Consider the following 25,075-nt stretch of genomic DNA (forward strand, 5'->3'; position numbering starts at 1 on the left):
GGCCTTGGCGCAGCGGCTGATGCAGGCGGCGCAAGCGGCGCGGCAGCGGCCGCTTCAGCTATCGCTGGAGTTTTTTTTTCAGCCGGGGCCTTGAAGGCCAGCAGCCGCAGCAGCGCCATGGTCAGCGCCGCGTACTCGTCGGGAGCGAGGCCGAGTTCCGCGCGCCCATGCAGGCAGATGCTGTAAAGCAATTGGGTTTCGTCGGCCGGCATGGTGCCCGCCAGCCGTGCGATCTCGCTGGCTTCGGGGTCGCTGGCGTCATGCCCCATCTGCGGCACGGCCTGCACCACGGCCATGCGCTGCAGCACCGCGGCCATTTCTTCCAGCGTGGAAGCCGCCGACAGGCCGTTCAGGCGCAGTGCATCGGCGGTTTCCACCACGCTGCGGCCATCGCCTTCGGCCAAGGCGGCGATCAGGCGAAACACATAGGAGCGGTCGACGCTGCCCAGCATCTGGCGCACGCCGGCTTCGAGCAGCTGCCCGCTGCCGAACGCAATCGCCTGGTCGGTCAGCGACAGCGCATCGCGCATGGAGCCGCGCGCGGCGCGCGCCAGCAGGCGCAGCGCCTGCGGCTCGGCGGGAACGCTCTCGGCGGCCAGCACCTGGCCCAGATGGTCGAGCACGGTTTCGGGCGCCATGGGCCGCAGGTTGAACTGCAGGCAGCGCGACAGCACCGTCATCGGCACCTTTTGCGGATCGGTCGTGGCCAGCACGAACTTCAGATATTCGGGCGGCTCTTCGAGCGTCTTGAGCATGGCGTTGAACGCCGTGTTCGTGAGCATGTGCACTTCGTCGATCATGAAGACCTTGAAGCGCCCCTGCACCGGCTTGTAGACCGCCTGTTCCAGCAGCCCCTGGACTTCGTCCACGCCGCGGTTCGAGGCCGCGTCGAGCTCGGTGTAATCGGGGAAGCGGCCGCTGTCGATTTCAGTACAGGCCGCGCAGACGCCGCAAGGCGTGGCGGTGATGCCGCCCAGGCCGTCGACGCCCTGGCAGTTGAGCGACTTGGCCAGAATGCGCGACACCGTGGTCTTGCCGACGCCGCGCGTTCCCGTGAACAGGTAGGCGTGATGCAGGCGCTGCTGGGTCAAGGCATTCGACAACGCCTGCACGACGTGCTCTTGCCCCACCATTTCGGAGAAATTGCGGGGACGGTATTTGCGGGCAAGCACGAGGTAGGACATGGCTGCGATTCTACGGGGGCCAACCGGGACCGGCACCGATCCCGGTATTTTTACCTGCGCGATCAGGGCCAAGCCAGGCCCACGACGCGCCGGGTGACCGCCAGCGCACGGCGGTCATTGGGCGGGTGCAAGCACTGAAGTTGCTACAAGGTTTATCATCCGTAAGCGCTTTTTACATATTCCGTCTACTCATAATTACCCCCTACGAATTTCAGATATCGATGCGTTTCTCTTCCTTGAAAATCGGGCAACGTATTGCCCTGGGCTTCGCCGCCGTTCTGCTGCTGACCATCTTCGGTCTCGCCGCAAGCTTGATCCAGCTGTCCAGCGTCGCGCAGCAAACGCGCACCATGATGAACAACCCGCTTGCCAAGGAGCGCCTGATCGCCGACTGGTATGCACTGGTGCTCGCCGGCTCGCAGCGCACCACGGCCATCGTGCGCAGCCCCGACGCCGAACTCGGACGCTTCTTCGCGGAAACGGCAAGCAAGTCGTCGGCCGACGCCGGCCAGCTGCTCAAGCGCTTCGAGCCGCTGATCAGCTCGGACGCCGAACGCGCGCTGTTCGCGCATGCGAGCGAAACCCGCGAGAAATACAACGCGGCGCGCAACGAAGTCACCAAGGCCAAGGCCGAGGGACAGGAAACCGAGACCTTCTTCAACAATACCTATGCGCCGCGCACGCAGGCCTATGTGGACAGCATCAAGGCCTTGCTCGAGCTGCAGCGCAAGGAAATCGACACCACGGCTGCGGCCATTGAAAGCACTTACCAGACCAGCAGCAACCTGCTGCTGCTGCTGAGCGTGCTGATCGTGGCCATAGGCGCAATCATCGCCACCGTGCTGAGCCTGGGCATCGTGCGTCCGCTGCGCGCCGCAGTGAAGATCGCCGACGAAGTCGCGGGCGGCAATCTGCACCTGGAAATCGCCCAGGACAGCCTGCGCGGCCGCGACGAAACCGCACAGCTGATGCAATCGCTGTCGCAGATGGAAACCAATCTGCGCCGCCTGGTCTCCGAAGCGCGCAAGGGCAGCGACTCGGTCGCCAATGCCGCTGCGGAAATCAGCTCGGGCAACCTCGACCTGTCGGCGCGCACCGAAGAGCAGGCCAGCTCGCTCGAACAGGCCGCGGCATCGATGGAAGAACTGACCTCGACCGTGCGCAACAACACCGCCAGCGCCCAGCAGGCCGACCAGCTCGCCAAGGAAACCTCGGTGCTGGCAGTGCAAGGCGGCGAGTCCGTCAATCAGGTCGTTCGCACCATGGCCGACATCCTGCAAACGTCCAAGCGCATCGAAGACATCATCGGCGTGATCGACAAGATCGCGTTCCAGACCAACATCCTGGCGCTCAACGCCGCCGTCGAAGCCGCGCGCGCGGGCGAGCAGGGCCGCGGCTTTGCCGTGGTCGCCGGCGATGTGCGCAGCCTGGCGCAAAGCTGCGCCAACGCCGCCAAGGAAATCAAGGGCCTGATCGATGCCTCGGCCCAGCGCATCGCCACGGGCAGCCGCCTGGTCGAGCAGGCCGGCAGCACCATGGACAAGGTGGTCCAGGGCGTGCAGAAGGTCACCGACCTGGTCGGCGAGATAAGCCATGCGAGCAGCGAGCAGATGGCCGGCCTGGAGCAGGTCAACCAGGCTGTCGCCCAGATGGACCAGATGACGCAGCAGAACGCCGCGCTGGTCGAGGAATCGTCGGCCGCGACCCAGTCGCTCGAAATCCAGGCCGCGCAGCTGAACCGTTCGCTCAGCGCTTTCCGCCTGTGAAGACCGACCCCGGGCCTGCCTGGGGTCTCTTTCCAAACCGGTGCGCCAGTCTGCGCTACAATCGCTAGTGACGGGCCTCCCCGCATGGTGAAGCAGCCAACCGGGTCAGGTGGGGAACCAAGCAGCCCTAACTGCAGAGTCAGTGCCGGGGGTAAGGCTCGTCAACTATCATTGCCTTTGGCGTTGAGAATCAATAACTTAAGTGATTTCAACGACTTAGCGCGGCCAGTGTGTCATTTGGGTGTGTCACTTAGACTATCCAACATGAGCAACAGCACAATGCCTAAGCCGGCAACTGGCCTATACCTTCGCACAGGCTCCAACATCTTCCAGTAGCGCATTCGAGTCCCCAAGGACCTTGCCCACCTCTACCCTGGCAAGCAATGGGCGCACCGCGTCAGTCTGGGCACACCGCATCGAGCAGAGGCCAGCCTCCATGCAGCGACTCTGTACGCGCAGTGGCTCACGAAATTCGCCCAGCAGCGCCAGCGTAGTCCGCAGGGAGATACATCCTGGTCGATTACTCGCCAACAGCAATCTCTGCTGTCCGCTGGTCATATGCCGCTTGGAGGCTGAGCCAGAACTGAGCTTCGCCGCCGAGGTGGCGCTCCAGCCGTAGGGCCGTGTCGGCGGTAACGCCACGCTTGCCGTCTACCACGTCGCGTAGCTGCGAGTAGGGAACGTGCAGAGCCTCCGACAGTGCGTTGACGCTGAGGCCCAGGGGCTTGAGGAAGTCTTCCAGCAAGACCTCCCCAGGATGCACGGGGCGCATACCGTTTTTCATCATGATTTCTCCGTTTCAGCACAATGAGCAGTCAGACTCGGCCGCACAGACATGCTCCGAGAGGGTTGTAGGAATGCGACCAACGTTTACCGAAACACGGCGCAAGACTTGCCGCCCTAAGCATACCGTCCAGCAGACCGGGCAGAGGTCGTCAACAAGTGACAACTTTCCAACACAACAAATTCATGCGTTAGAAAGATAGCTATTGCAGGCACGCACTATCACAGAGACTGTCTCGGGTTCTGTCGCCGCAAACGAACGCGCAAGCTTTAGAAAGCTGCTGGACAAGCTGGAGTCCAGTGATGTCCTGGTCGTCACCAAGCTAGACCGCCTCGGCCGCAACGCAATGGATGTACGCGCCACGGTGGATGCACTGGCCAGCATGGGTGTGCGTGTGCACTGCCTGGCTCTTGGTGGCGTTGACCTGACCAGCGAGGCAGACCGCGAAGCCATCTTGTCAGCTCTGGCCCACGGTGCCACGGTCAGCAGCTTGCCGGCCAAGTACAAAATCAGCCGCGCCACCGTCATCAACATAAGGACTGCAGGCGCGGCCGTGGCTTCCATTTAAGCGGGGTAGGTGCGGGGTAAAGCCAGCGCCAGCAGGCGGCTCTGAGAGCCCTAGGCAGCGCCAGCCGCAGATATTTCACGAGCTTGGAGGCCTATTTCGGCCCAATGCCCCTTGCTTGGCAACGCAACCGACCCTGCAACGGAGCGCGGAAGCCCAAGAGCCTTCAAAGAGGCGTTCAAATCCGCATGCAAACTACTGGAAAATTTTAGGAGAGAGCATGGTTAAGTCTTTAAAAGACCTCCGAAATATCGACATAGAAAAGATTGCAAAGGCCATCGAGGTTGATGCAGGCATGCCTCTGCCAGAGCTTCGACAAGCTCTAGAAGAAGCCCGCCAGGTCGGATACGTCGAGCTGAATGAGGCTTGGCTGAATTTTCCGGATCCAGACCCTGATTGCTCCCGATAACCCCCAACCATTGGAAAGCTGGGAGTTGATATGCCTGACATGGACACCATCACCTGTGAATTGCTACCTGACCAGGCCGACGCCTTGGCCCAGTTCGTCAAGCGCGTGTGATGGGCAGAGATGCGTGCATGCGCTGCTGACGACAAAGAAGCCTACGAGATACGAGCTGCACTCTCTGCGCTTGCCAAGGGACTGACAGAGGCTGGGCACGCTCCACGTTGACTCGTCCGCAGCGAACTCGATCATTGATACCAGAAAGAAAAAATCCCGCCGAAGCGGGACTTTGAAGGACGCTGCTAGTTACCAGCGACTTTTGATGAAAGCAGTAATTCCAGCGATCGCGGCAAGAGGAACCACAATAGGAGCTGCAGCAGCTGCACTAACGAGACCAGCAGCACTACCTGCGACAACTAAGGCTCCAGAGGCTGCAGCCCCAAGCCCTGTTCCGATCACTGTTGAAGTAGCCGTTCGTGTAGCGCTAACTTCCTCACCAGCCACTTTTTTACCTAACTCATCACCAATGATTCCGAGTCCTATGCCTTGAGGTATTGACATACGTTTCCTATGTTCGTTGAGCAAAGAAACAATATGATACATCCGTTCGACTGAAAATTAACCAACGTCCCAGCACTAAAGTCTGTTGCTTTAAGGCATACATGCGCATCACGTAAAAGCCCGCCGAAGCGGGCCTTTTGCCTTGTCAGGACTTGATGATGGCGATCAGTATTGCTAGGACGAAAAGGCCCATGACAACAATCTGCATCGCCTCGGTGAGCTGGTTCATAGAACCTCACGGAGAGAACGTTACGACCTAGCCGCGAAGCTAGGCCCCTGCCGCCCCCCATCGAGGCTGACATGAAATCCCTTGAATCATGAGTGTGTTGCTTTGATATCAACAGTCCTCATACAATGCAACCACCACAACTGCAATGCAATGGACCTACTCTCTGACTACCAGGGCGCTAGGACATAGACAGCTGAATCAGGCCACTCCCTGCAAGGAGTGGCTTTTTTCATTAATCAAGTCCAATTCAAATGCACATGTTGTGTAGCTAAAGAAATTGAACATGGGACAAATTCTAGCGAGGTTTCCGGCATTTCAGGTTCCATACAAAAGGCCACGGTCCGTGTGCAATCTCAAAAAATGGACCCGCGTCATCACCCCTTTTCACGCGGATTCACGGAAATACACGGTAAATCATCATTTACCCCAAGGTTAACCCTCGAAAAAATAATTTGAATTCCCTGCAAGTGGCAAAACGGCAACAGTTTTTCGCCCTCTCGGTGCTCAACCACGTCGTCGATGATGCCCAACTACCTGCCCCCGGTCGTTCTGCATGTCGTCGAGATGAGAAATGGCGAACACCATGGCCGTAGACGCTTAAGCACTGAGTGTGTGAGGGCCCCAGGCAGCGCCAGCCGCAGATATTCCCCGGCGTGGAGGCTATTACGGCTCCAATCCCCCTTGCTTTGCAACGCAACCGACCCAGCCACGGCCTAACGTTGTTCGAACGGCACTTGCCCATGTGCTCGGATTAGATCCCACATGCGCTCGTTAAACTCAAAAAGCGTGTCACGTGCATCTCTTATAAAGTTAACATCTGCCTGTATTCGCCCCAAGTCATAACGCTTGTAGCGATGGCTGATGCCGTTGCGCTTGGATTGAGACTTGACACGTACATACCCACCTAGCTTCATCCCGATCCAGTCTGCATGTGCGTACTCGTTTCTACGAGCTGCGCACTCAGTGAGCATCACTTCGACCTTGCGTAGGTCTTCGGGGGCAATCGCAAAGCCGCCAGATAAGATCATCTGCCCGTAGAGGTCAAGGAGCGCTCGTGCCTTTCCGGAGAACATCATTCCAGCCAGGAAAACGTCCATTCTCTCGTCTTGGATCGCATCCCGAAGGATAGCTTCACGGATGAAGCAAGAGATGCCGTCTTCTAGAGAGTTGAAGTAGATGACGATCCAACCGATTTCGGGCGCGAGATCGGACAAATAGTCCGAGAGCTTGCTGTCATCCACTGCGTCTAGCTCACCGGCCTCGCGTAAGGTCAAATCAACAGGCGCTTCGGGATCATTGTGCTTTTGCATAGTCTTAGTCTAACGACAGCCATGCCGCAAGCTTCTGCTTCTGCTTCTGCTTCTGCTTCTGCCTTCGAGGCATTTGTGAAACGATTCAACCTTGAGCATGCTGGCTAGAGCCGCATTGTCAAACAAGAGGCAACCGGATGTTGCCGCACCAGCTGATCGGTACATCATCGGTACGGACAGGCATCTACACATCACGAGATTCTGCACCCCAAGCAAATGTTTAAAGTTTCTCAAGCTTTCCACCTCCGCCTAGCCAAGCGTAAAATGCATACAGGTGTGTCACTAACCTGATGCACACGAGGCCGCAGAGACTGAGAAACTTGTTTAAAAACAAGCACTTAGGCTTTGACTAGCCGGGGGTAAGGCTCGTCAACTTCTTTTCAGGATGTCTGCATTCGCAGAGGTCCTCATGGCAAGGCCGGCAACGCCGCCTTTGCCCTTGCGATCCGCAGAGATCGCCCCTCCCCTTGATACTTTTCTGGCCACGGCTTGCCCGGCATTGCGGCGGCCTTTTCGTTTGCGCGCCCATCTGTTCGCGCATCCAGGCATGACGCATGCAAATGCGCGAAGCCGCATGCAGAGCCGCCATCCGACCTGCTAACATTTCGCCGGTCTAAAGGCGAAGGAGCCAAAATGAAACAACAACTTGAGGAATTGCGCAGCCATCTGGAACAGTTCGGGCTGCTCGGCGGGCTTGAATTTCTCAACCACCGGGTCGGGCACCGGTTCACCTCGATCTACCGCTTTCACGACATGTCGATGAACGTCCAGGCCATGTACGACAAGCAGAACGAGCGCACCGCCAATCCTTTTGCTCGGGTGCCGATCGCCAACAGTTTCTGCGAAATGGCGATGCACGACGGGTTCTTCCTGACCAAGAACACCAAGAGCGATGCGCGCCTGGACAGCAACCCTTTCGTGGAGCATCTGGGCAGCTACGTCGGCCTTCCGCTGGAGGGACCGCAGGGCGGGCTGTATGGCACGATCTGCCACTACGACCTGATTTCCCAGCCCATATCGGATGAGGAGTTCAGCTTCCTGCAGAAGGCCTCGCTGCTGCTTCCGTCTTACCTCCCCAAGGCCACCGCGCCCGTGTAACAGACAGCCGCTGGCGCCCTGCGGCGCCAAGGCGGTCTCTTCACCTCGACGGATCAGGCACCCGCGCGGGTCTCAAGGTACTGCGTTACACCTTCAGCAACCTGCGCACCGCTGGCCAGGCTCGCGGTCAGCAGGTACCCCCCCGTGGGCGCTTCCCAGTCGAGCATTTCGCCCGCGCAGAACACGCCCGGAATCGCCTGCAGCATGCCCTTGGCGTCAAGCGCTTCGAAAGTCACGCCGCCCGCGGTGCTGATGGCTTCGGCCACGGGACGGGCCGCGATCAGCGTCAGCGGCAGCGCCTTGATCGCCGCGGCCAGCGCCTGCGCGTCGTTGACGCCGTCGCGCCCCAGCACTTCAAACAGCAAGCCCATCTTCACGCCGTCGATGCCCAGACGGCTCTTGAGATGGCTGCTGAGGCTGCGCGAACCGCGCGGGTGGCGCACTTCGGTGGCGACGCGCTCGGCGTCGTGCTCGGGCAGCAGATCGAGGTGCAGCGTGGCATGGCCCTGGGCCGTGATTTCGTCGCGCAGCCATTGCGAAGCCGCGTAGACCAGACTGCCTTCGATACCGGCCTCGGTGACGACGAATTCACCACGTCGGTTGAATTCATGGCCGTGGCTGTCGGCGAACGACAGGCCCACCGACTTGAGCGGCTGGCCCGCGAAACGCTCCTGGAAGTGCGGCGTCCAGCCGCGCGCGGGCGCGGTTTCCAGGCCCACCAGTTCGCGCAGGAAGTCACGCCGTGTTTCGGCCGTGCCCGCCGCCACGTTCAGCACATCGAAGCCGCAGTTCGCGGCCTGCAACGGCGCGACCGCAACGCCGCGCTCCTGCAGCCACGGCGCCCAGGCGCCGTCGGAGCCCAGTTGCGGCCAGCTCGCGCCGCCCAGCGCCAGCACCAGTGCGCGCGCGCGCACCAGTTGCTCGCCGGCCGGCGTGGAAAAGCGCAATGCGCCCTCTTCGTCCCAGCCCAGCCAGCGGTGGCGCGTATGAAACTGCACGCCCAGGCCGCGCAACTGCACCAGCCAGGCGCGCAGCAGCGGCGCGGCTTTCATTCCCACCGGGAATACACGGCCCGACGTGCCGACAAAAGTTTCCACACCCAGGGCCGCGGCCCAGGCCTTGACCTGGTCGGCGCCGAAACCCGCGAGCAGCGGCTCGATCTGCGCGCGGCGCGCGCCAAAGCGGCCGGCAAATGCATCGGCAGGCTCGGAATGGGTCAGGTTCAAGCCGCCCTTGCCGGCCAGCAGGAATTTGCGCCCCACCGAAGGCATGGCATCGAACAGATGCACGCTGACGCCGGCCTGGGCCAGGCGCTGCGCGGCCATCAGGCCGGCCGGTCCGCCACCGACGATGGCGACCTCGCAGTCCAGTGGCGCAAAGTGGGTGGGGGCTTCAGTCATTCAGGTTTCCTCGTTAAGACAAATCGGCGGCGCGCGCATCCGCAGCGCGCACTGCCACATCCGTATTCTCATCGTTTTACGCTATGACAGTCATAGCACCAAGTGTCGCCCACACGCACCGACTGGAGATGTGTTTCTGTCACAATCGAAACCAGTAGCGAACCTTCGCCCCATTCAGCCCACACACCAAGGAAACGTCCATGGCAAGCGCCCTCATCAAACATCTCTCCGACGCCTCGTTCGAAGCCGAAGTGCTGCAAGCCGGCACCACGGTGCTGGTGGACTACTGGGCAGAGTGGTGCGGTCCCTGCAAGATGATCGCCCCCATCCTCGACGAAGTCGCTGGCACGTACCAGGGCAAGGTCACCATCGCCAAGATGAACGTTGACGAAAACCGCGAAATTCCCGCGAAGTTCGGCATCCGTGGCATCCCCACGCTGATGCTGTTCAAGAACGGCGAACTCGCCGCGACAAAGGTTGGCGCTCTGAGCAAGGCCCAGCTCACGGCATTCCTCGACGAACAGATCGCCTGATCCACTGGCAGCCTGGCGCGCAGCTCCTGCGCACCGGCTTTGCCAGAAACCGGGGCAGCGCGACGCAGCCCCGGTTCTTTATTTCAGACCTGCAGATCTTTTCCTGTCATAATCTGTACAGATCACCGGCCCCTGCATTGACGGCCGTTTCGAGATCCCTAGGCAAGCTTGGCCCACGACCCCGTGTATCGCCCAGCCTTCCGCCTCATTCCTGATTCCACTAACTCCGCCAAGGAGTAACCCCATGCACCTTAATGAACTCAAGGCACAGCACGTGTCTGAAGTCTTGAAGCAGGCCGAAGAGCTCGAGATCGAAAACGTTGGCCGGATGCGCAAACAGGAAATCATGTTTGCCATCATCAAGAAGCGCGCAAAAGCCGGCGAGCAAGTGTTTGCCGACGGCGTGCTCGAAATCCTGCCCGACGGCTTCGGTTTCCTGCGCAGCCCCGACACCAGCTACACCGCGAGCACGGACGACATCTACATCTCGCCCAGCCAGGTGCGCCGCTTCAACCTGCACACCGGCGACATGATCGAAGGCGAAGTGCGCACGCCCAAGGATGGCGAACGCTATTTCGCGCTGACCAAGCTCGACAAGGTCAACGGCGGCCCGCCGGAGCAGAACAAGCACAAGGTGATGTTCGAGAACCTGACGCCCCTGTTCCCCAAGGAACAGCTGCGCCTGGAACGCGAAATCAAGTCGGAAGAGAACATCACCGGCCGCATCATCGACATCATCGCCCCCATCGGCCGCGGCCAGCGCGCGCTGATCGTCGCCCCGCCCAAGAGCGGCAAGACGATGATGATGCAGAACATCGCCCACGCGATCACCGCCAATCATCCCGACGTGCACATGATGGTGCTGCTGGTCGACGAGCGCCCTGAAGAAGTCACGGAAATGCAGCGCTCGGTCAAGGGCGAAATCATTGCCTCGACTTTCGACGAGCCCGCCACGCGCCACGTCCACGTGGCCGAAATGGTCATCGAGCGCGCCAAGCGCCTGGTCGAACTCAAGAAGGACGTGGTCATTCTGCTCGACTCGATCACGCGTCTGGCCCGCGCCTACAACAACGTCGTGCCCTCGTCGGGCAAGGTGCTGTCGGGCGGTGTCGACTCCAACGCCCTGCAACGCCCCAAGCGCTTCTTCGGCGCGGCGCGCAAGGTCGAGGAAGGCGGCTCGCTGACCATCATCGCCACGGCGCTGGTCGATACGGGCAGCCGCATGGACGAAGTGATCTTTGAAGAATTCAAGGGCACGGGCAACAGCGAACTGCACCTGAACCGCCGCCTCTACGAGAAGCGCGTGTTCCCGGCGATCGAGCTCAACAAGAGCGGCACGCGCCGCGAAGAGCTGCTGCTGTCGCCCGAGATCCTGAACAAGACGCGCATCCTGCGCCAGTTCCTCTACAACATGGACGACGTCGAAGCCACCGAGCTGATGATCAAGAACATGAAGGCCACGAAGACCAACAACGACTTCTTCGACATGATGCGTCGCGGCGGTTAATCCCCAGCATTGCACAGGGCCTGTGCAGACAGCGAAGCCCCCGAGGTATACTCGGGGGCTTTTCTATTGCGGAAAGTACGTTCAATTCGAACCAATGCAAAGGTTGCATTGGGTTGGGCACGGCTACCGCACTTGACCTAAGGAAGATCATGAAAGAAGGAATTCACCCCAACTACCGCGAAGTGCTGTTCGTTGACCTGTCCAACGGCTTCAAATTCGTGACCCGTTCCTGCGTGAACACCAAGGAAAAGGGCACGACCGACGACGGCCGCGAACTGCCTATGTTCAAGCTGGACACGTCGAGCGAATCGCACCCCTTCTACACTGGCACGCAAAAGTCGGTCGACAACATGGGCGGCCGCGTCGAGCGCTTCCGCAACCGTTTCGGCAAGACGACTGTCACCAAGTAAATCTGCGCATTCACGCCAAAAAGGCAGCCTGGGCAACCAGGCTGCCTTTTTTTATGCCTTATGCAGCCCGGGCGACCGCGCTGCATTTTTTATGCTTTAAGCAGTCCGGGTCCACCGGGCTGCTTTTTTTGCACCGCGTTTGCGCGCAGACCGCAGGGTTGACCTTGGAACTCTGCGCGCGCCGTGACCACTAAGTCAACGCCACATACAGAACCATGTGCTCCTGCCCCGACCGGATCGGCGCAATAGAGGCCTGCCGTCCTTCGTCAGCGGCTTTCAGTGAAAGTTGATCATAAAAATGCGCGCAGAACACAGCCACCATTTCAATCTCAATCCGGATTTCATGGCGCGCGCTGCGGGCAATGACGGCAATCGATCGCCAAAAGAAAAAACCGCCGACTCTCATTATGGAAAGTCAGAACAATAACTAATTCTTGGCTATAAAAACAATATAGCAATATTGCGAGAATTCACCGACAAGAAACCGGGAAGCACTCAAGGGAAAAATCTTGATAAATTCGCCGAATTAGTCGAATCAGGAATAACAAAAGACTTCACAAATGAAATTCTGGCGAGTTACAAAACTGTAGTTTTCGATGACTTGAGCATGGTCTGCAACCTTGCAATCGATGCAGATCTTCCCGAAGACATACGCAAGGAAACCATCGAGGAACTGACAACACATCTTGATGTCTGCGCACCGGGCATGGCCCAGCACATCGAAGAAGCAGCGCGAAAGCTGCAAGTCCTCAAGAATGGATTGCCACAGAATTTCATCCACCAACTGATAAGCGTCATCAACGCCGAAATAACTGATTATATTGACAAGAACAATATATGCGAATATATAGGCAACGAGATTCACTACATAGCGGCATTGTTCAATTACATCGCACCTAGCTTCGGCCTCCCGCCACGATCAGATCCATTCGCTCCCGATATTTCAGAGAGATATCTCAATGAATTCGCTCAACATCTTCATGACAAGACCATCATAGATCGTGCCATCGAAGTCATGGCAGAAGACTGCCGCAACCAGATCATCGAACTCTACGCAAAAGACCACCCCAACCTGCAGTCAGTTCCCATGGAGATCGAAGAATATGGTGAGGTCAACATAAAATTTCACAATGCCGTTCAACCTAAAATAGAGCTTGCTTTCGGCCCTATTCTTTCATCCGATATCTTCAGCGCATTTTACGAGAACAGCGAAGATGAGAACGAAAAATACCGACTGACCATTGACAATTCATTGCTGGCGCATTCCATCGCACGCAATCTGCGTGCAGTGGGCTCCATCACTTTTGATGCCGATTATCTGGCAGGAGAAAAAGGCCCTGGCGCCAAGCTCAAAATATCCGGCGAAAAAACGGTATACGTCAGCACCACCGACAATTCAAAGAACCATCACCACCAGATCCTGGAAGAATTCATTTGGCAAAATAATTTGCAGGCCAAGGCACTGCTGGATCAACTCAACACCAAGGCCACTGAAAAAACCGAGGTCAAGAATATTCAGGATGATATCCTGCAGAAAATCTCCCATACTGCCGCCAAAAGAATAAGCCAAGCCACAGATGTCAATGACGCCAAGAACATTCTTGACGAATCGGTGGCATTGCTGTGGTCGGACCCGGCGAAGGAAACCTTGCTGGCCATATCGCTGGCGCAGGCGCTGAGAGAAGGAAAACCCGAAATTTCACAGGTCATCCTGGCCATGATGGGCGCGCCGCATCTGGGCGACAAGGATGACAACGGCAACACCGCACTGCACATTGCCGCAATGAGAGGCTATCTCGAAGTCGCCAATACTCTCGTCGAAAAGATGAGCGCCGAACAACTGAGCAACAAAAACAACCGAGGCCAGGACTGTGCGACCATCGCCAGGGAAAGAGGCCTGGATGAACTGCACGGCGTCATCATCCAAAAAATAGCACAGCAGAAAACCATCGACAGCCAACAAGGCCAGCTGCTGGAGCAATTGGGACAATCCTTGAAATCAGAGGATCCGCAAGAAGCCGGCAAACACATCGAGCAGATGTTGCCAATGACATTTGGCAAGACTGACAAGAATGGCGATATTGCGCTGATGCTGGCAATGTACAGCGATCGTCGAGATATTGTGAAAACAGTGCTCCCCCACATGAGCTAGGCACATTTCGGCATCAAGAACAGCGAGGGTTTTACCGCATTGATGACCGCCATTCAGCAGCTCTACCCCGAGTTCACCCAAGGCATCAGCGAAAAAATGAGCCCGCAGCAGCTGGGTTTGCAGAACAACAATGGCGACACTGCCTTGATGCTCGCACTCAAAATGGAGGACGCCCGAAGCGTGGACATTCTGCTCGCCCAGACCAGCCAGGAGCAGCTCGGCATCAGCAACATCGATGGCGATACGCCGCTGATGCTCGCGCTCAAGCACAATAATCCTGAAATCGCCGAGCTGATCGCCGACAGGATGAGCCAACAACAACTTGATCTCAGAAACAACGCAGGCAATACAGCACTGAGCATAGCGCTCAACTTGAACCAATCCGCCATGGCCGAGGCCATAGGCAAGAAGATGGACGTAAATTCACTTACCAAGCGCCATCACATTCTTCTGCAAAATCTTCAGAAAAAATTTGACACTTTTAAGGGGGGATTAAGCGTCATCCAACGAATGCTCACCCCGCATCTTGGCATTAAAAACAGCCAGGGCGATACTGCTTTATTGATGGCACTGAGAAGAAATCAGGAAGATTCCAGCCTTGCACTCATCGCGAAAATGACGCCTGAGCAACTGGGAATTACAGACAGAAATGGCAACACGGCGCTGATGCTGGCACTGCAGTTTGGCGAGACAAAAACTGCCATGGCACTAATGGAGAAGATGCCCAAGGAGCAGCTTGAGATATGCAATCGTGATGGCACCTGCGCCCTGATGCTTGCCCTGCAGAACAGCCAGGACGATATATGTCAGCACATCATCGACAACGTCAGTCAGTCCCATTTTGGCCTGCAGGATAAACTTGGAAACACGGCGTTGATGATCGCACAGAGATTCCAGAAAAATGATATTCAGCTAGCCATCGTCGAGAAAATGACCAAGGAGCAGCTTGAAATCTCCAACGTATTCGGAACCACCGCCTTCATCACCGCGAAGCGCAACAAACAAACCGAAATGTGCCGCAGCATTGTCAAGAAGATCAATCCGCCGGTCCCTGGATTTTTCAACCGTATCCAGCTTTTCTTCATGAACATGATTTCCGAAGCCTACCAGCCCGCGTCAACGCGCGCCAAGCTGGCGAAGTTCTACTGGTATTGACGCCAATGCAGCCAGCGTTTGCCATGCGTGGTACACCCCAGCTGCACACATATCCCACGGCCTTGCACGCTCGCTGCGTAGATCACACCGACAAAAGTCGCCCAAACGCCCAGGTCCACCGCTGAACGCCCCGGGTTCGCGTATTCTTGCGGTCTTTCTTGTCGTTCCTACGCCGCGTGAATCAACCTACCCCCGCCATCGTTTCACAACAAGCCGTGCGCACCCTGCCGCGCTGGGCACTGGTCTTGCTGTGCCTGGCCTATGTAGTACCGGGCTTCGTCGGCCGCGCGCCCTGGAGGAACACCGACATCACGGCCTTCGGCTACATGCTGGCGCTGTTCGAGGGCCGGACCGAATGGATGACGCCCGTGCTCGCCGGCATGGCGCCGCAGCCCGACGGCCTGCTGCCCTACTGGCTGGGCGCCTGGGCGCTGCAGCTCGCACCGGCCGCGATGCCCGAGGAAATGGCCGTGCGCCTGCCCTTCATGCTGCTGCTGCTGGTGGCCATGGCCGCCACCTGGTGGGGCGTCTATTGCCTCGCGCGCAGCCCGGGCGCCCAGCCCGTGGCGTTTGCGTTTGGCGGCGAAGCCAACCCTATCGACTATGCGCGCGCCATGGCCGATGGCGGATTGCTGGCACTGATCGCCTGCCTGGGCCTGGCCCAGCTGTCGCATGAAACCACGAGCTATGTGACGCAGCTGGCCTGCACCACGCTGGTGTTCTTCGCCGCCGCCGCCATGCCTTACCGGCGCAACGGCCCCGCCGCGGCGATGCTGCTCGGCATGGCCGGCCTGGTGCTCAGCGGCGCGCCCGCAATGGCCGTGATGATGGGCCTGGGCTGTGCGGCCCTGGCCTGGTTCTCGCCTCCGGCCGAAGCCAACTGCGCCGCGCGCGGCTGGAGCCTGGCCTGGCTCGCGACCACGGTGCTCGCCGCCCTGCTTGCCACGGCACTCGACCTGTGGCAATGGCGCATCTCGCTGCCGCCGCTGGACAGCCCCGAATGGCCCAGCCTGCTGCGCCTGCTCGCGTGGTTCAGCTGGCCGGCCTGGCCGCTGGCCTTGTGGACGCTGTGGCGCTGGCGCAAACAGATTGCCCATCCCATGCGCCACCGCCATCTGGTGCTGCCGATCTGGTTTGCGGGACTGGCCTTCATCGCCGCGGTGTTCACCCAGCCCGCGGACCGCGCGCTGCTGCCCGGCCTGCCCGCGATCGCCACGCTGGCCGCATTCGCGCTGCCGACGCTGCGCCGCAGCATCGGCGCGCTGATCGACTGGTTCACGCTGATCTTCTTCAGCGTGTCGGCGATCGCCATCTGGGTCATCTGGATTTCCATGCAGACCGGCGTGCCCGCCAAACCGGCGGCCAACGTCGCCAAGCTCGCCCCGGGCTTCGTGCCCGAGTTCTCGCTGCTGGCCTTCATCGTCGCGCTCAGCGCCAGCGTCGCCTGGTGCGCCCTGGTGGTCTGGCGAACTTCGCGCAATCGCGCGGCCATCTGGAAAACACTGGTGCTGCCCGCGGGCGGCGCGACCCTGGGCTGGCTGCTGCTGATGACGCTGTGGCTGCCGCTGCTCGACTACGCGCGCAGCTATGCGCCCCAGGTCCAGCAAGTCATGGCCGCGATGGGGAGCCCAGCGCCGCGCTGCGTCGCCACTTATGGCCTGAGCCGCGCTCAGCTGACGGGCCTTGAATTCCACGGCCAGCTGACAACCATGCAAATCTCGACCACCAGCGAAAACCGCCACCCCTGCGACTGGCTGGTCGCCGATGCGCAGATGTGGGACGCGACGCAGGACCGCGTGCTGCAGCGCGGCTGGGAACCCGTGGCGCGCATCGCCCGGCCCACGGTCAAGAACGACCAGTTGCTGATACTGCGCAAGCGCCCCGGCCGATGAGGTCAGAGCTCTCGACGATTGCCCGCCACGCCCTCACGGTGCTCGCGGGCCAACTGGCCATCATGGCTTTCGGCGTGACCGACACCATCGTCGCCGGCCGCTACTCGCCCGCGGCGCTGGCCGCGCTGTCGGTGGGCTCGGCGGTGTTCGTCAGCGTCTATATTTCGCTGATGGGCATTCTGCAGGCGCTGCTGCCGCTGTGGTCCGAGCAGCGCGGCGCGGGCCAGCTGCCGGCCATGGGCCGCTCGCTGCGCCAGGCGCTGTATCTGTGGCTGGGCATCTGCGTGATCGGCATGGGCGTGCTGCTGTCGCCTGACGCCATATTGCGCTGGACCGACGTGCCCGAAGCGCTCAAGGACGATGCACGCCACTACCTGGCCATCCTGGCCTGGGGCCTGCCGCCGGCCATGCTGTTTCGCATCTACAGCACGCTCAACCAGTCGCTGGGCCGGCCCCAGCTCGTCACCTGGCTGCAGGTGGGTGCGCTGGCGCTCAAGCTGCCGCTGTCGATCTGGCTCACCTTTGGCGGCGCCGGCCTGCCTGCGCTGGGCGTGGCCGGTTGCGCCTGGGCGACGCTGATCGTCAACTACACGCTGCTGGGCGTGGGCCTGTGGCTGATGCGCACCCAGTCGCTGTATGTGCCGCTGCAACTGTGGCAGCGCATGGAGCGCCCGGACTGGGCCCAGATCGGCCAGTTCCTGCGTCTGGGCGTGCCCGCGGGCCTGGCAATCCTGGTGGAAATCACTTCGTTCACGCTGGTCGCGCTGTTTGTCGCGCGCCAGGGCAATCTCGCCGCAGCCAGCCACCAGATCGCTGCCAACCTGGCCGCGGTCTGCTACATGGTGCCGCTGTCGCTGGCCATTGCCTGCAGCGCGCGCGTGAGCTGGTGGCGCGGCGCGGGCAATGAGGACAACGCGCGCCGGCTGGCGCTGCTGGGCTGGCGCCTCGCGGCGCTGCTGGGCCTGCTGCTCGGCGGCGTGCTGCTGCTGGGCCGGCATTGGCTGGCTTCGGTCTATACCAACGACCCCGCGGTCGCCGCGCTGGCCGCTGCGCTGCTGCTGTGGGTTGCGCTCTATCAGGCCGCCGATGCCGTGCAGTGCTTTTGCATCTTCGTGCTGCGCTGCTACCGCATCACGGTGCTGCCGTTGCTGACCTATTGCGTGCTGCTTTGGGGCGTAGGCCTGACCGGCGGCTACGGGCTGGCCTACGGCGGCATCGGCCCCTGGGCCGACCAGCCCACGCCGGCGGCGTTCTGGGCCGCGAGCGCGCTGGCCCTGGGGGTCACCGCCCTCGCCTTCAGCGGCCTGCTGTGGCACGCACTGCGCAAGTACAGCGCGCAGCCTGCGTCATGAACTCAATCAGGTCGCGTCCGGCACCGCTGGCGGGCGCAGGCGCTGCGCGGGAAACGTGACGGAGAACACCGAGCCGCTGCCCACGGTGCTGCGCACGGCCAGCGTCGCGCCATGGCGCTGCAGCACATGCTTGACGATGGCCAGCCCCAGGCCCGTGCCGCCGGTATCGCGCGAACGGCTGCGGTCCACGCGATAGAAGCGCTCGGTCAGCCGGCTCAGATGCGAGGGGTCGATGCCCGGGCCCGCATCCTGCACCGAAAAAGTCGCGCTGCCTTCGGCGTTCCTTTCCCAGCGCACCACCACGCGGCCGCCGGCCGGGGTGTAGCGCAGCGCATTCGCCAGCAGGTTGGAAAACGCGCTTTGCAGCTCGGTCGCCGCGCCCGCGATCTCGCCCAGCGCCGCGCCTGGCGGCGAGTCGGGGAATTCGATCAGATGGGGTCGGTTCTGCGCACGCGTCAGTGCCACCGACAGCCCGCGCGCCTCGTCTTCGCACTGGCGCAGCAGCAAGCCCACTGGCGTCCATTGCGTCAGACTCGGCAAGGGGCTGCCTTCGAGCCGCGACAGCGCCAGCAGATCTTCGACCAGGTGCTGCATGCGCGCCGACTGCTGGGCCATCAGCGTCAGATAGCGCGAACGCTCCTCGTCGGGCAGCTGCAGCGTCTGCAGCGTTTCGACGAATCCGACCAGCACCGTGAGCGGCGTGCGGATTTCGTGCGAGACGTTGGCGACGAAATCGCGGCGCATGGCTTCGGCCTGCTCCTGCGCCGTGACGTCGCGCGCCAGCAGCAGGCGCCGGCCGTCGCCGTACGGATAGATCTGCACCGACAGGCGCACCGGCCTGCCGGGCGTGCTGTCACGGCCTTGCAGAATCAGATCATGGGAAAAGTCCTGGGCGCTCAGATAGTGGCTGAAGGACGGATCACGCACCAGATTGCCGATGTTCTGCATCCGGTCGCGTGCCGCGTCGAAGCCGAACTGTGCGTAGGAAATCTGGTTGCACCATTCGATGCGACCTTCGTCATCGAGCAGCACCACGCCGTTCGGGCTGGCCTGCAGCGCCGACAGCATGTCATTGAGGCGTTCGTCGCTGGCCAGGGTCTGCTGGCTTTGCAGGCGCAGCCAGCGGCGCGCGCGTTCGCCGACTTCACCCCACAGGCCGCGCTGTGCGGGCGCATTCGCGAGCTCCGAGCTGCGCAGCCATGCCAGCAGCCGGGATGCACTCCAACTGTCCTGGGCGAGCCAGAGCCAGCTGCCCAGCAGCAGACCGAACAGCGCGCCGACCAGATTGCCCAGCCACCACCCCACCGCGGCGCCAGTCAATTGCATTGCCAGGAACCAGAAACTACGCCAAACCATATTTTTCGCCTTTTGCTGCGCGGCCCCTGATCTCCGGAAGCGCGCCCACGGCGCATACCATGCGCCCCATGCCGATTCTCAGTGTGCCAGGGTGCCCACCAAGACCGACCTGCCCCAGATCAGGAGGCGCTTGAGTTCATTGCCGGCACGCTCAGCCGGTAGCCCGCACCGCGCACCGTCTCGACGAGACCGCTGGCTTCGCCCAGCGCTTCGCGCAGGCGCTTGACATGTACGTCTACCGTGCGTTCCTCGATGAACACATGGTCGCCCCAGACCTTGTCGAGCAGCTGCGACCGGCTGTGCACGCGCTCCGGGTGCTTCATGAAATAGTGCAGCAGCTTGAACTCGGTCGGTCCGAGCTTGAGCGGCTCGCCGCTGTAGCTCACGCGGTGGGCCGCGGCGTCGAGCACCAGCGCGCCCGCACTGACCTGGTCCTGCAACTGCTCGGGCGCGCGTCGGCGCAGCACCGCGCGGATGCGCGCCAGCAGTTCCTGGGTCGAAAACGGCTTGGTGATGTAATCGTCGGCGCCCGCGTCCAGGCCCGCGACCTTGTCGGGCTCGTCGCCCCGGGCCGTGAGCATCAGAATCGGCACGGGCTTGGTGCGCGCGTCGGCGCGCCACTTGCGCGCCAGCGCGATACCGCTCGTGCCGGGCAGCATCCAGTCCAGCAAGATCACATCAGGCAGCACGGCGTCCAGCTCGCGCTGCGCCGATATGCCGTCTTCGGCCCAGATGGGCTGGAAACCGTTGTGCCGCAGATTCACTGCAATCAATTCGGCAATCGCGGGTTCGTCCTCGACGATGAGGACCAAGGGCAGTTTTTTCATCCCTGTCGTCTTTCTGGCTTAGAGCACGGCCGATTCGATGGCGGCCATGGTCTGGTGGCGCACGTCCTTGCCTTCCACCAGATAAATAATCAATTCCGCCAGGTTCTTCGAGTGGTCGCCGATGCGCTCGATGGCCTTGGCCAGGAACAGCAGGTCCAGGCTGGCCGAAATGGTGCGCGGGTCTTCCATCATGTACGTGATGAGCTTGCGCACGAAGCCGTCGAACTCCTGGTCGATCTGGTCGTCTTCCTTGAGGATGGCGACCGCGGCCTTGGTGTCGAGACGCGCGAGCGCGTCCAGCGTCTTGCGCAGCAGGCCCGAAGCCAGGTCGGCGGCAACGCGCAGCTCGTTCGAGGGCAAAACCCGCGCCGAGCCGCTGCTGACGATGGAGCGCACCATGCGCGACATCTTGTGCGCCTCGTCGCCCATGCGCTCGAGGTTGGCCGTGGCCTTGGAGAACGCGATCAGCAGGCGCAGGTCGCGCGCCGTGGGCTGGCGCCGCGCGATGATCGACGACAGTTCGTGGTCGATCTCGACTTCCATCGCATTGATCTGCTGCTCGGCGGCATCCACTTGCTCAGCGGCGTCGACGCTGAACTCAGCAAGCGAATAGATGGCCAGGCGGATCTGCGACTCGACCATGCCGCCGAGCTCCATCACGCGCGAGGAGATGCGGTTAAGTTCGGAGTCGAACTGCGACGAGAGGTGTTTTTCGGTCATGTTGCCTGTCTCCTCAGCCGAAACGGCCAGTGATGTAATCCTCGGTTTCCTTGCGCTGGGGCTTGAAGAACATCTGTTCGGTTTCACCGAACTCCATCAAGTCGCCCAGGTACATGTAGGCGGTGAAATCGCTGCAGCGCGCTGCCTGCTGCATGTTGTGCGTGACGATCACCACCGTGTAGTCGTTCTTCAGTTCGGCGATCAGTTCTTCGATCTTGGCCGTCGAAATCGGGTCCAGCGCCGAGCAGGGTTCGTCGAGCAGCAGCACTTCGGGCTTGATCGCGATACCGCGCGCAATGCACAGACGCTGTTGCTGACCGCCCGACAGGCCCGAGCCGCTTTGCTGCAGCTTGTCCTTGACTTCATTCCACAGCGCGGCCTTGCGCAGCGCCCATTCGACACGGTCGTCCATGTCGGTGGCGCTCAGGCGCTCGAACAGCTTGACGCCAAAGGCGATGTTGTCGTAGATCGACATGGGGAACGGCGTGGGCTTCTGGAAGACCATGCCGATCTTGGCGCGGATCAGCGCCACGTCCTGCTTGCTGGTCAGCAGGTTCTCGCCATCGAGCAGGATCTCGCCCTGGGCACGCTGGTCGGCATACAGCTCATACATGCGATTGAACGTGCGCAGCAGCGTCGATTTGCCGCAGCCCGAGGGGCCGATGAACGCCGTGACCTTCTTTTCGGGGATGTCCAGGTTGATGCCCTTGAGGGCGTGGAACTTGCCGTAGTAGAAGTTGAGGTTGCGCACCGTCAGTTTGGAAGACAGGGCGGGAGCGGGAGAAAGAGTGGTCGACATGGGAAGTTACCTTGCCTTATTTTTGACGCGTGAGCACACGCGCCAGGATATTGAGACCCAGCACGGCCACGGTGATCAGGAACACGCCGGCCCAGGCCAGCTGCTGCCAGTTCTCGTACGGGCTCATTGCAAACTTGAAGATGGTCACCGGCAGGCTCGCCATGGGCTTGCTCAGGTCGGCATTCCAGAACTGGTTGTTCAAGGCGGTGAACAGCAGCGGCGCGGTTTCACCCGCGATCCGTGCCACGGCCAGCAACACACCGGTGATCACGCCGGCGCGCGCTGCACGCAGCGTGACCATCATGATGACTTTCCACTTGGGCGTACCCAGCGCATAGGCTGCTTCACGCAGGCTCGAAGGCACCAGCATCAGCATGTTCTCGGTGGTGCGAATGACCACCGGAATCACGATCAGCGCCAGCGCCACCACACCTGCGAAGCCCGAGAAGCTCTTGAGCTGGGCCACGACCACGGCGTAGACGAACAGGCCGATCACGATACTTGGCGCCGACAGCAGGATGTCGTTGACGAAGCGCGTGGTGCGCGCCAGCCAGCCGCGCTGCTCGTACTCGGCAAGATACACACCGGCCAGAATGCCGATGGGCGTGCCGATCAGCGTCGCCATGGTCACCATCACCAGCGAGCCGAAGATCGCATTGGCCAGGCCGCCGGCTTCGTTGGGCGGTGGCGTCATGTCGGAGAAGAGCATCAGGCTCAGGCCACCGATGCCCAGGCGAATGGTTTCCCACAGGATCCACACCAGCCAGAACAGGCCGAAGGCCATCGCGGCCAGCGCCAGCGTCAGCGCGATCTGGTTGACACGCTTGCGGCCGGCGTAGCGTGCCTGGCGCTGGGCGGCCAGCTCGGCCGCCTGCAGGACCCGCTGGGCCGTGCCGTTTACAGGGATCTGGCTCATGACCGGGTTCCTTCACTCTTCTGCAGGCGGGACAGCAGCACCTTGGACATCGACAGCACCACGAAGGTGATGAAGAACAGGATCAGGCCCAGATAGATCAGCGAGGCCTGGTGCAGGCCTTCGCCGGCTTCGGCGAATTCGTTGGCCAGCGCCGAGGTGATGCTGTTGGCGGCTTCGAAAACCGACAGCGAATTGAGCTGGTTCATGTTGCCGATCACGAAGGTGACGGCCATGGTTTCACCCAGCGCACGTCCCAGGCCCAGCATCACGCCGCCCAGCACGCCGGTCTTGGTGTACGGCAGCACGACTTTCCAGACCACTTCCCAGGTGGTTGCACCCAGGCCGTAGGCCGATTCCTTGAGCAGGGCCGGCGTGACTTCGAACACGTCGCGCATCACCGAAGCGATGAACGGAATGACCATGATCGCCAAAATGATGCCGGCAGACAGAATGCCGATGCCCACGGGCGGGCCGGACACAAAAGCTTCGAGATAGGGCACGCCCGCGAACAGCGACTGCAGCGGAATCTGCACATAGGTGGCGAGCACGGGGCCGAAAACCATCAGGCCCCACATGCCGTAGACGATGGACGGCACGGCGGCGAGCAGTTCGATGGCCGTTCCCAGCGGGCGCTTGAGCCAGGCCGGGGAGAGTTCGGTCAGGAACAGGGCGATGCCGAAGCTCACGGGCACGGCGATCACCAGAGCGATGATCGAGGTGGCCAGCGTGCCGTAGATCATCACCAGTCCGCCGTACTGGTTTTGCACGGGATCCCAGACACTGCTGGTGAAGAATCCCAAGCCGTATTCATGGATTGCGGGCCAGGCGCCGACCAGCAGCGAGCCCAGGATGGCAGCGAGCAGACCGAGGGTCAATATGGCCGCGGCGCGCGCGAGCCAGGCAAAGCCACGGTCGGCCCAGACGCCGGACAGGGCGTTCAGGCGGCGGGGTGTTGGGCCGCGTGGTGTGGCTGCAGTCTTTACAGACGCAGGCATCGGACGGGCAGTCGATGGAGTGGACACGCTGAGCGCCTCTTCAAAATAGGTTCATCACACAAGCACCGAAAAGGCGGTGCACCGAGGGTGCACCGCCATCGGTACGCTTACTTTACAGCGATGGTGTTACCGGAAGAGTCCTTGATCTCGCCCCAGGCTTTGTAGATCACCTTCTTCACTTGGTCAGGCATGGGCACATAGTCCAGGCCGCTGGCAGTGGCATCACCCGACTTGTAGGCCCAGTCGAAGAACTTCAGCGAAGCAGCGGCTTGTGCTGGCTTGTCCTGCACCTTGTGCATCACGATGAACGTGGCCGAAGTGATGGGCCATGCATCCTTGCCAGGCTGGTTGCCCAGGATCTGGTAGAAGCTCTTGGTCCAGTCGGCGCCGGCAGCGGCGGCCTTGAACGAAGTGTCATCAGGCGAGACGAAGTTGCCGTCGCGGTTCTGCAGCAGCGCGTAGGTCATCTTGTTCTGCTTCACATAGGCGTACTCGACGTAGCCGATGGAGTTGGGCAGGCGGCCGACGAAAGCGGCGACGCCTTCATTGCCCTTGCCACCCGCGCCCGTGGGCCAGTTCACAGCCTTGCCTTCACCGACTTTTTCCTTCCACTCGGCGTTCACGGCGCTCAGGTAGTTGGTGAAGCCGAACGTCGTGCCCGAACCGTCAGCGCGGCGCACGGGAGCGATGGTCGCGTCGGGCAGCTTCACGCCGGGGTTCAGCGCGACGATGGCGGCATCGTTCCACTTGGTGATCTTGCCCAGGTAGATGTCGCCCAGCACCTTGCCGGTGAGCTTGAGTTCGCCGGGCTTGATGCCGACGATGTTGACCACGGGGATGATGCCGCCGATCACGGTGGGGAATTGAACCAGGCCCTTCTTGGCCAGTTCGTCGTCTTTCAGCGGCTCGTCCGAAGCGCCGAAGTCAACGGTCTTGGCTTCGATCTGCTTGAGACCGGCGCTCGAACCTACCGATTGGTAGTTGATCTTGACGCCCGTGGCCTTGTTGTAATCAGCCGCCCACTTGGAATACAGCGGTGCGGGGAAGCTGGCGCCGGCGCCGGTGGCTTCTTGCTGAGCGAAGGCAGTGCCCACGCCGGAGCCAGCTACAACACCAGCCACCAGAATTTGAATCACGGACCACTTCATGAACGCACCTCTC

At 61.0% G+C, this 25,075-nt stretch carries 25 protein-coding genes, 1 other RNA gene and 1 pseudogene; 14 read left to right on the forward strand and 13 right to left on the reverse strand.

Annotation, left to right across the window (positions count from 1 at the left end):
* On the reverse strand, positions 1-1,184 hold a 1,184-nt coding region (gene dnaX, locus KHY18_RS00005), incomplete at its 3' end, for a DNA polymerase III subunit gamma/tau (protein WP_213293159.1).
* A 236-nt stretch (positions 1,185-1,420) separates the two neighbouring features.
* Here dnaX and KHY18_RS00010 point away from each other — a divergent pair.
* The 3 genes from KHY18_RS00010 (at position 1,421) to KHY18_RS27380 (ending at position 3,526) form a co-directional block, all read left to right on the forward strand.
* Positions 1,421-2,950 (forward strand): methyl-accepting chemotaxis protein, encoded by a 1,530-nt coding sequence (locus tag KHY18_RS00010; protein ID WP_249728807.1) that lies wholly within the window; start codon positions 1,421-1,423, stop codon positions 2,948-2,950.
* A gap of 69 nt (positions 2,951-3,019) precedes the next feature.
* Positions 3,020-3,116: signal recognition particle sRNA small type (gene ffs / locus KHY18_RS00015), an RNA gene on the forward strand.
* 173 nt (positions 3,117-3,289) lie between these two features.
* Complete coding sequence (locus KHY18_RS27380; protein WP_502768013.1) at positions 3,290-3,526, forward strand: DUF6538 domain-containing protein; 237 nt, start codon at positions 3,290-3,292, stop codon at positions 3,524-3,526.
* On the opposite strand, the gene KHY18_RS00020 is transcribed toward KHY18_RS27380, so the two are convergent.
* On the reverse strand, positions 3,471-3,737 hold the full coding sequence (locus KHY18_RS00020) for a HigA family addiction module antitoxin (protein ID WP_213293161.1): 267 nt from the start codon (positions 3,735-3,737) through the stop codon (positions 3,471-3,473). The genes KHY18_RS27380 and KHY18_RS00020 overlap by 56 nt on opposite strands.
* A gap of 211 nt (positions 3,738-3,948) precedes the next feature.
* On the opposite strand from KHY18_RS00020, the pseudogene KHY18_RS00025 reads away from it, so the two are divergent.
* From KHY18_RS00025 to KHY18_RS27385, 3 genes and pseudogenes are all read left to right on the forward strand, one after another.
* Positions 3,949-4,302, forward strand: a pseudogene (locus KHY18_RS00025) (recombinase family protein); the annotation flags it as partial.
* A gap of 217 nt (positions 4,303-4,519) precedes the next feature.
* Positions 4,520-4,708, forward strand: coding sequence for a hypothetical protein (locus KHY18_RS26910; protein WP_249728808.1), 189 nt, complete (start codon positions 4,520-4,522; stop codon positions 4,706-4,708).
* 120 nt (positions 4,709-4,828) lie between these two features.
* Positions 4,829-4,930, forward strand: coding sequence for a DUF7706 family protein (locus KHY18_RS27385; RefSeq protein WP_502767969.1), 102 nt, complete (start codon positions 4,829-4,831; stop codon positions 4,928-4,930).
* A gap of 78 nt (positions 4,931-5,008) precedes the next feature.
* On the opposite strand, the gene KHY18_RS00035 is transcribed toward KHY18_RS27385, so the two are convergent.
* Both KHY18_RS00035 and KHY18_RS00040 read right to left on the reverse strand, forming a co-directional pair.
* The gene (locus KHY18_RS00035; RefSeq protein ID WP_213293163.1) at positions 5,009-5,305 is read right to left on the reverse strand and encodes a hypothetical protein; all 297 of its coding nucleotides are present in this window, start codon (positions 5,303-5,305) and stop codon (positions 5,009-5,011) included.
* 900 nt (positions 5,306-6,205) lie between these two features.
* Entirely contained in the window at positions 6,206-6,802 is a 597-nt protein-coding gene (locus KHY18_RS00040; RefSeq protein ID WP_213293164.1) for a hypothetical protein, read from the reverse strand.
* A gap of 633 nt (positions 6,803-7,435) precedes the next feature.
* Here KHY18_RS00040 and KHY18_RS00045 point away from each other — a divergent pair.
* Positions 7,436-7,900 (forward strand): GAF domain-containing protein, encoded by a 465-nt coding sequence (locus KHY18_RS00045; protein ID WP_213293165.1) that lies wholly within the window; start codon positions 7,436-7,438, stop codon positions 7,898-7,900.
* A 53-nt stretch (positions 7,901-7,953) separates the two neighbouring features.
* On the opposite strand, the gene KHY18_RS00050 is transcribed toward KHY18_RS00045, so the two are convergent.
* Entirely contained in the window at positions 7,954-9,300 is a 1,347-nt protein-coding gene (locus tag KHY18_RS00050) for a TIGR03862 family flavoprotein (protein WP_213293166.1), read from the reverse strand.
* 200 nt (positions 9,301-9,500) lie between these two features.
* On the opposite strand from KHY18_RS00050, the gene trxA reads away from it, so the two are divergent.
* The 3 genes from trxA to KHY18_RS00065 all read left to right on the forward strand — a co-directional run bounded on the left by trxA (position 9,501) and on the right by KHY18_RS00065 (position 11,750).
* Complete coding sequence (gene trxA, locus KHY18_RS00055) at positions 9,501-9,833, forward strand: thioredoxin TrxA (RefSeq protein ID WP_213293167.1); 333 nt, start codon at positions 9,501-9,503, stop codon at positions 9,831-9,833.
* A 244-nt stretch (positions 9,834-10,077) separates the two neighbouring features.
* On the forward strand, positions 10,078-11,340 hold the full coding sequence (gene rho, locus KHY18_RS00060) for a transcription termination factor Rho (protein ID WP_159913814.1): 1,263 nt from the start codon (positions 10,078-10,080) through the stop codon (positions 11,338-11,340).
* Between the two features lie 149 nt (positions 11,341-11,489).
* Positions 11,490-11,750 carry a type B 50S ribosomal protein L31 gene (locus KHY18_RS00065; protein WP_213293168.1) on the forward strand — a complete coding sequence of 87 codons (261 nt, stop codon included), beginning with the start codon at positions 11,490-11,492 and terminating at the stop codon, positions 11,748-11,750.
* A 190-nt stretch (positions 11,751-11,940) separates the two neighbouring features.
* Here the strand turns inward: KHY18_RS00065 and KHY18_RS00070 are convergent, their stop codons facing one another.
* Positions 11,941-12,156 (reverse strand): hypothetical protein, encoded by a 216-nt coding sequence (locus tag KHY18_RS00070; RefSeq protein ID WP_213293169.1) that lies wholly within the window; start codon positions 12,154-12,156, stop codon positions 11,941-11,943.
* Between the two features lie 54 nt (positions 12,157-12,210).
* On the opposite strand from KHY18_RS00070, the gene KHY18_RS00075 reads away from it, so the two are divergent.
* The 4 genes from KHY18_RS00075 to KHY18_RS00090 all read left to right on the forward strand — a co-directional run bounded on the left by KHY18_RS00075 (position 12,211) and on the right by KHY18_RS00090 (position 18,301).
* Positions 12,211-13,902: an ankyrin repeat domain-containing protein gene (locus KHY18_RS00075; RefSeq protein ID WP_213293170.1), complete on the forward strand. Its 1,692-nt coding sequence runs from the start codon at positions 12,211-12,213 to the stop codon at positions 13,900-13,902.
* Positions 13,903-13,944: 42 nt separating this feature from the next.
* On the forward strand, positions 13,945-15,057 hold the full coding sequence (locus tag KHY18_RS00080; protein ID WP_213293171.1) for an ankyrin repeat domain-containing protein: 1,113 nt from the start codon (positions 13,945-13,947) through the stop codon (positions 15,055-15,057).
* Positions 15,058-15,233: 176 nt separating this feature from the next.
* Positions 15,234-16,949 carry a glycosyltransferase family protein gene (locus tag KHY18_RS00085; RefSeq protein WP_213293172.1) on the forward strand — a complete coding sequence of 572 codons (1,716 nt, stop codon included), beginning with the start codon at positions 15,234-15,236 and terminating at the stop codon, positions 16,947-16,949.
* The gene (locus KHY18_RS00090; protein WP_213293173.1) at positions 16,946-18,301 is read left to right on the forward strand and encodes an MATE family efflux transporter; all 1,356 of its coding nucleotides are present in this window, start codon (positions 16,946-16,948) and stop codon (positions 18,299-18,301) included. The genes KHY18_RS00085 and KHY18_RS00090 overlap by 4 nt, the downstream gene beginning before the upstream one ends.
* Positions 18,302-18,307: 6 nt before the next feature.
* Here the strand turns inward: KHY18_RS00090 and phoR are convergent, their stop codons facing one another.
* From phoR to pstS, 7 genes are all read right to left on the reverse strand, one after another.
* Complete coding sequence (phoR, locus tag KHY18_RS00095) at positions 18,308-19,657, reverse strand: phosphate regulon sensor histidine kinase PhoR (RefSeq protein ID WP_213293174.1); 1,350 nt, start codon at positions 19,655-19,657, stop codon at positions 18,308-18,310.
* Between the two features lie 119 nt (positions 19,658-19,776).
* Positions 19,777-20,484: a phosphate regulon transcriptional regulator PhoB gene (gene phoB / locus KHY18_RS00100; protein ID WP_213293175.1), complete on the reverse strand. Its 708-nt coding sequence runs from the start codon at positions 20,482-20,484 to the stop codon at positions 19,777-19,779.
* A gap of 18 nt (positions 20,485-20,502) precedes the next feature.
* On the reverse strand, positions 20,503-21,204 hold the full coding sequence (gene phoU / locus KHY18_RS00105) for a phosphate signaling complex protein PhoU (protein WP_213293176.1): 702 nt from the start codon (positions 21,202-21,204) through the stop codon (positions 20,503-20,505).
* A 13-nt stretch (positions 21,205-21,217) separates the two neighbouring features.
* Positions 21,218-22,003, reverse strand: a complete 786-nt coding sequence (pstB, locus tag KHY18_RS00110) for a phosphate ABC transporter ATP-binding protein PstB (RefSeq protein ID WP_213293177.1) — start codon at positions 22,001-22,003, stop codon at positions 21,218-21,220.
* Between the two features lie 16 nt (positions 22,004-22,019).
* Entirely contained in the window at positions 22,020-22,919 is a 900-nt protein-coding gene (gene pstA, locus KHY18_RS00115) for a phosphate ABC transporter permease PstA (protein WP_213293178.1), read from the reverse strand.
* Positions 22,916-23,914 (reverse strand): phosphate ABC transporter permease subunit PstC, encoded by a 999-nt coding sequence (gene pstC, locus KHY18_RS00120; protein ID WP_249728810.1) that lies wholly within the window; start codon positions 23,912-23,914, stop codon positions 22,916-22,918. The genes pstA and pstC overlap by 4 nt, the downstream gene beginning before the upstream one ends.
* A gap of 107 nt (positions 23,915-24,021) precedes the next feature.
* On the reverse strand, positions 24,022-25,062 hold the full coding sequence (gene pstS / locus KHY18_RS00125) for a phosphate ABC transporter substrate-binding protein PstS (protein WP_213293179.1): 1,041 nt from the start codon (positions 25,060-25,062) through the stop codon (positions 24,022-24,024).
* Between the last annotated feature and the right edge of the window lie 13 nt (positions 25,063-25,075).

It is taken from the genome of Acidovorax sp. CCYZU-2555 (assembly GCF_018413525.1).
In the GTDB taxonomy this organism is placed as follows: Bacteria; Pseudomonadota; Gammaproteobacteria; order Burkholderiales; family Burkholderiaceae_C; genus Comamonas.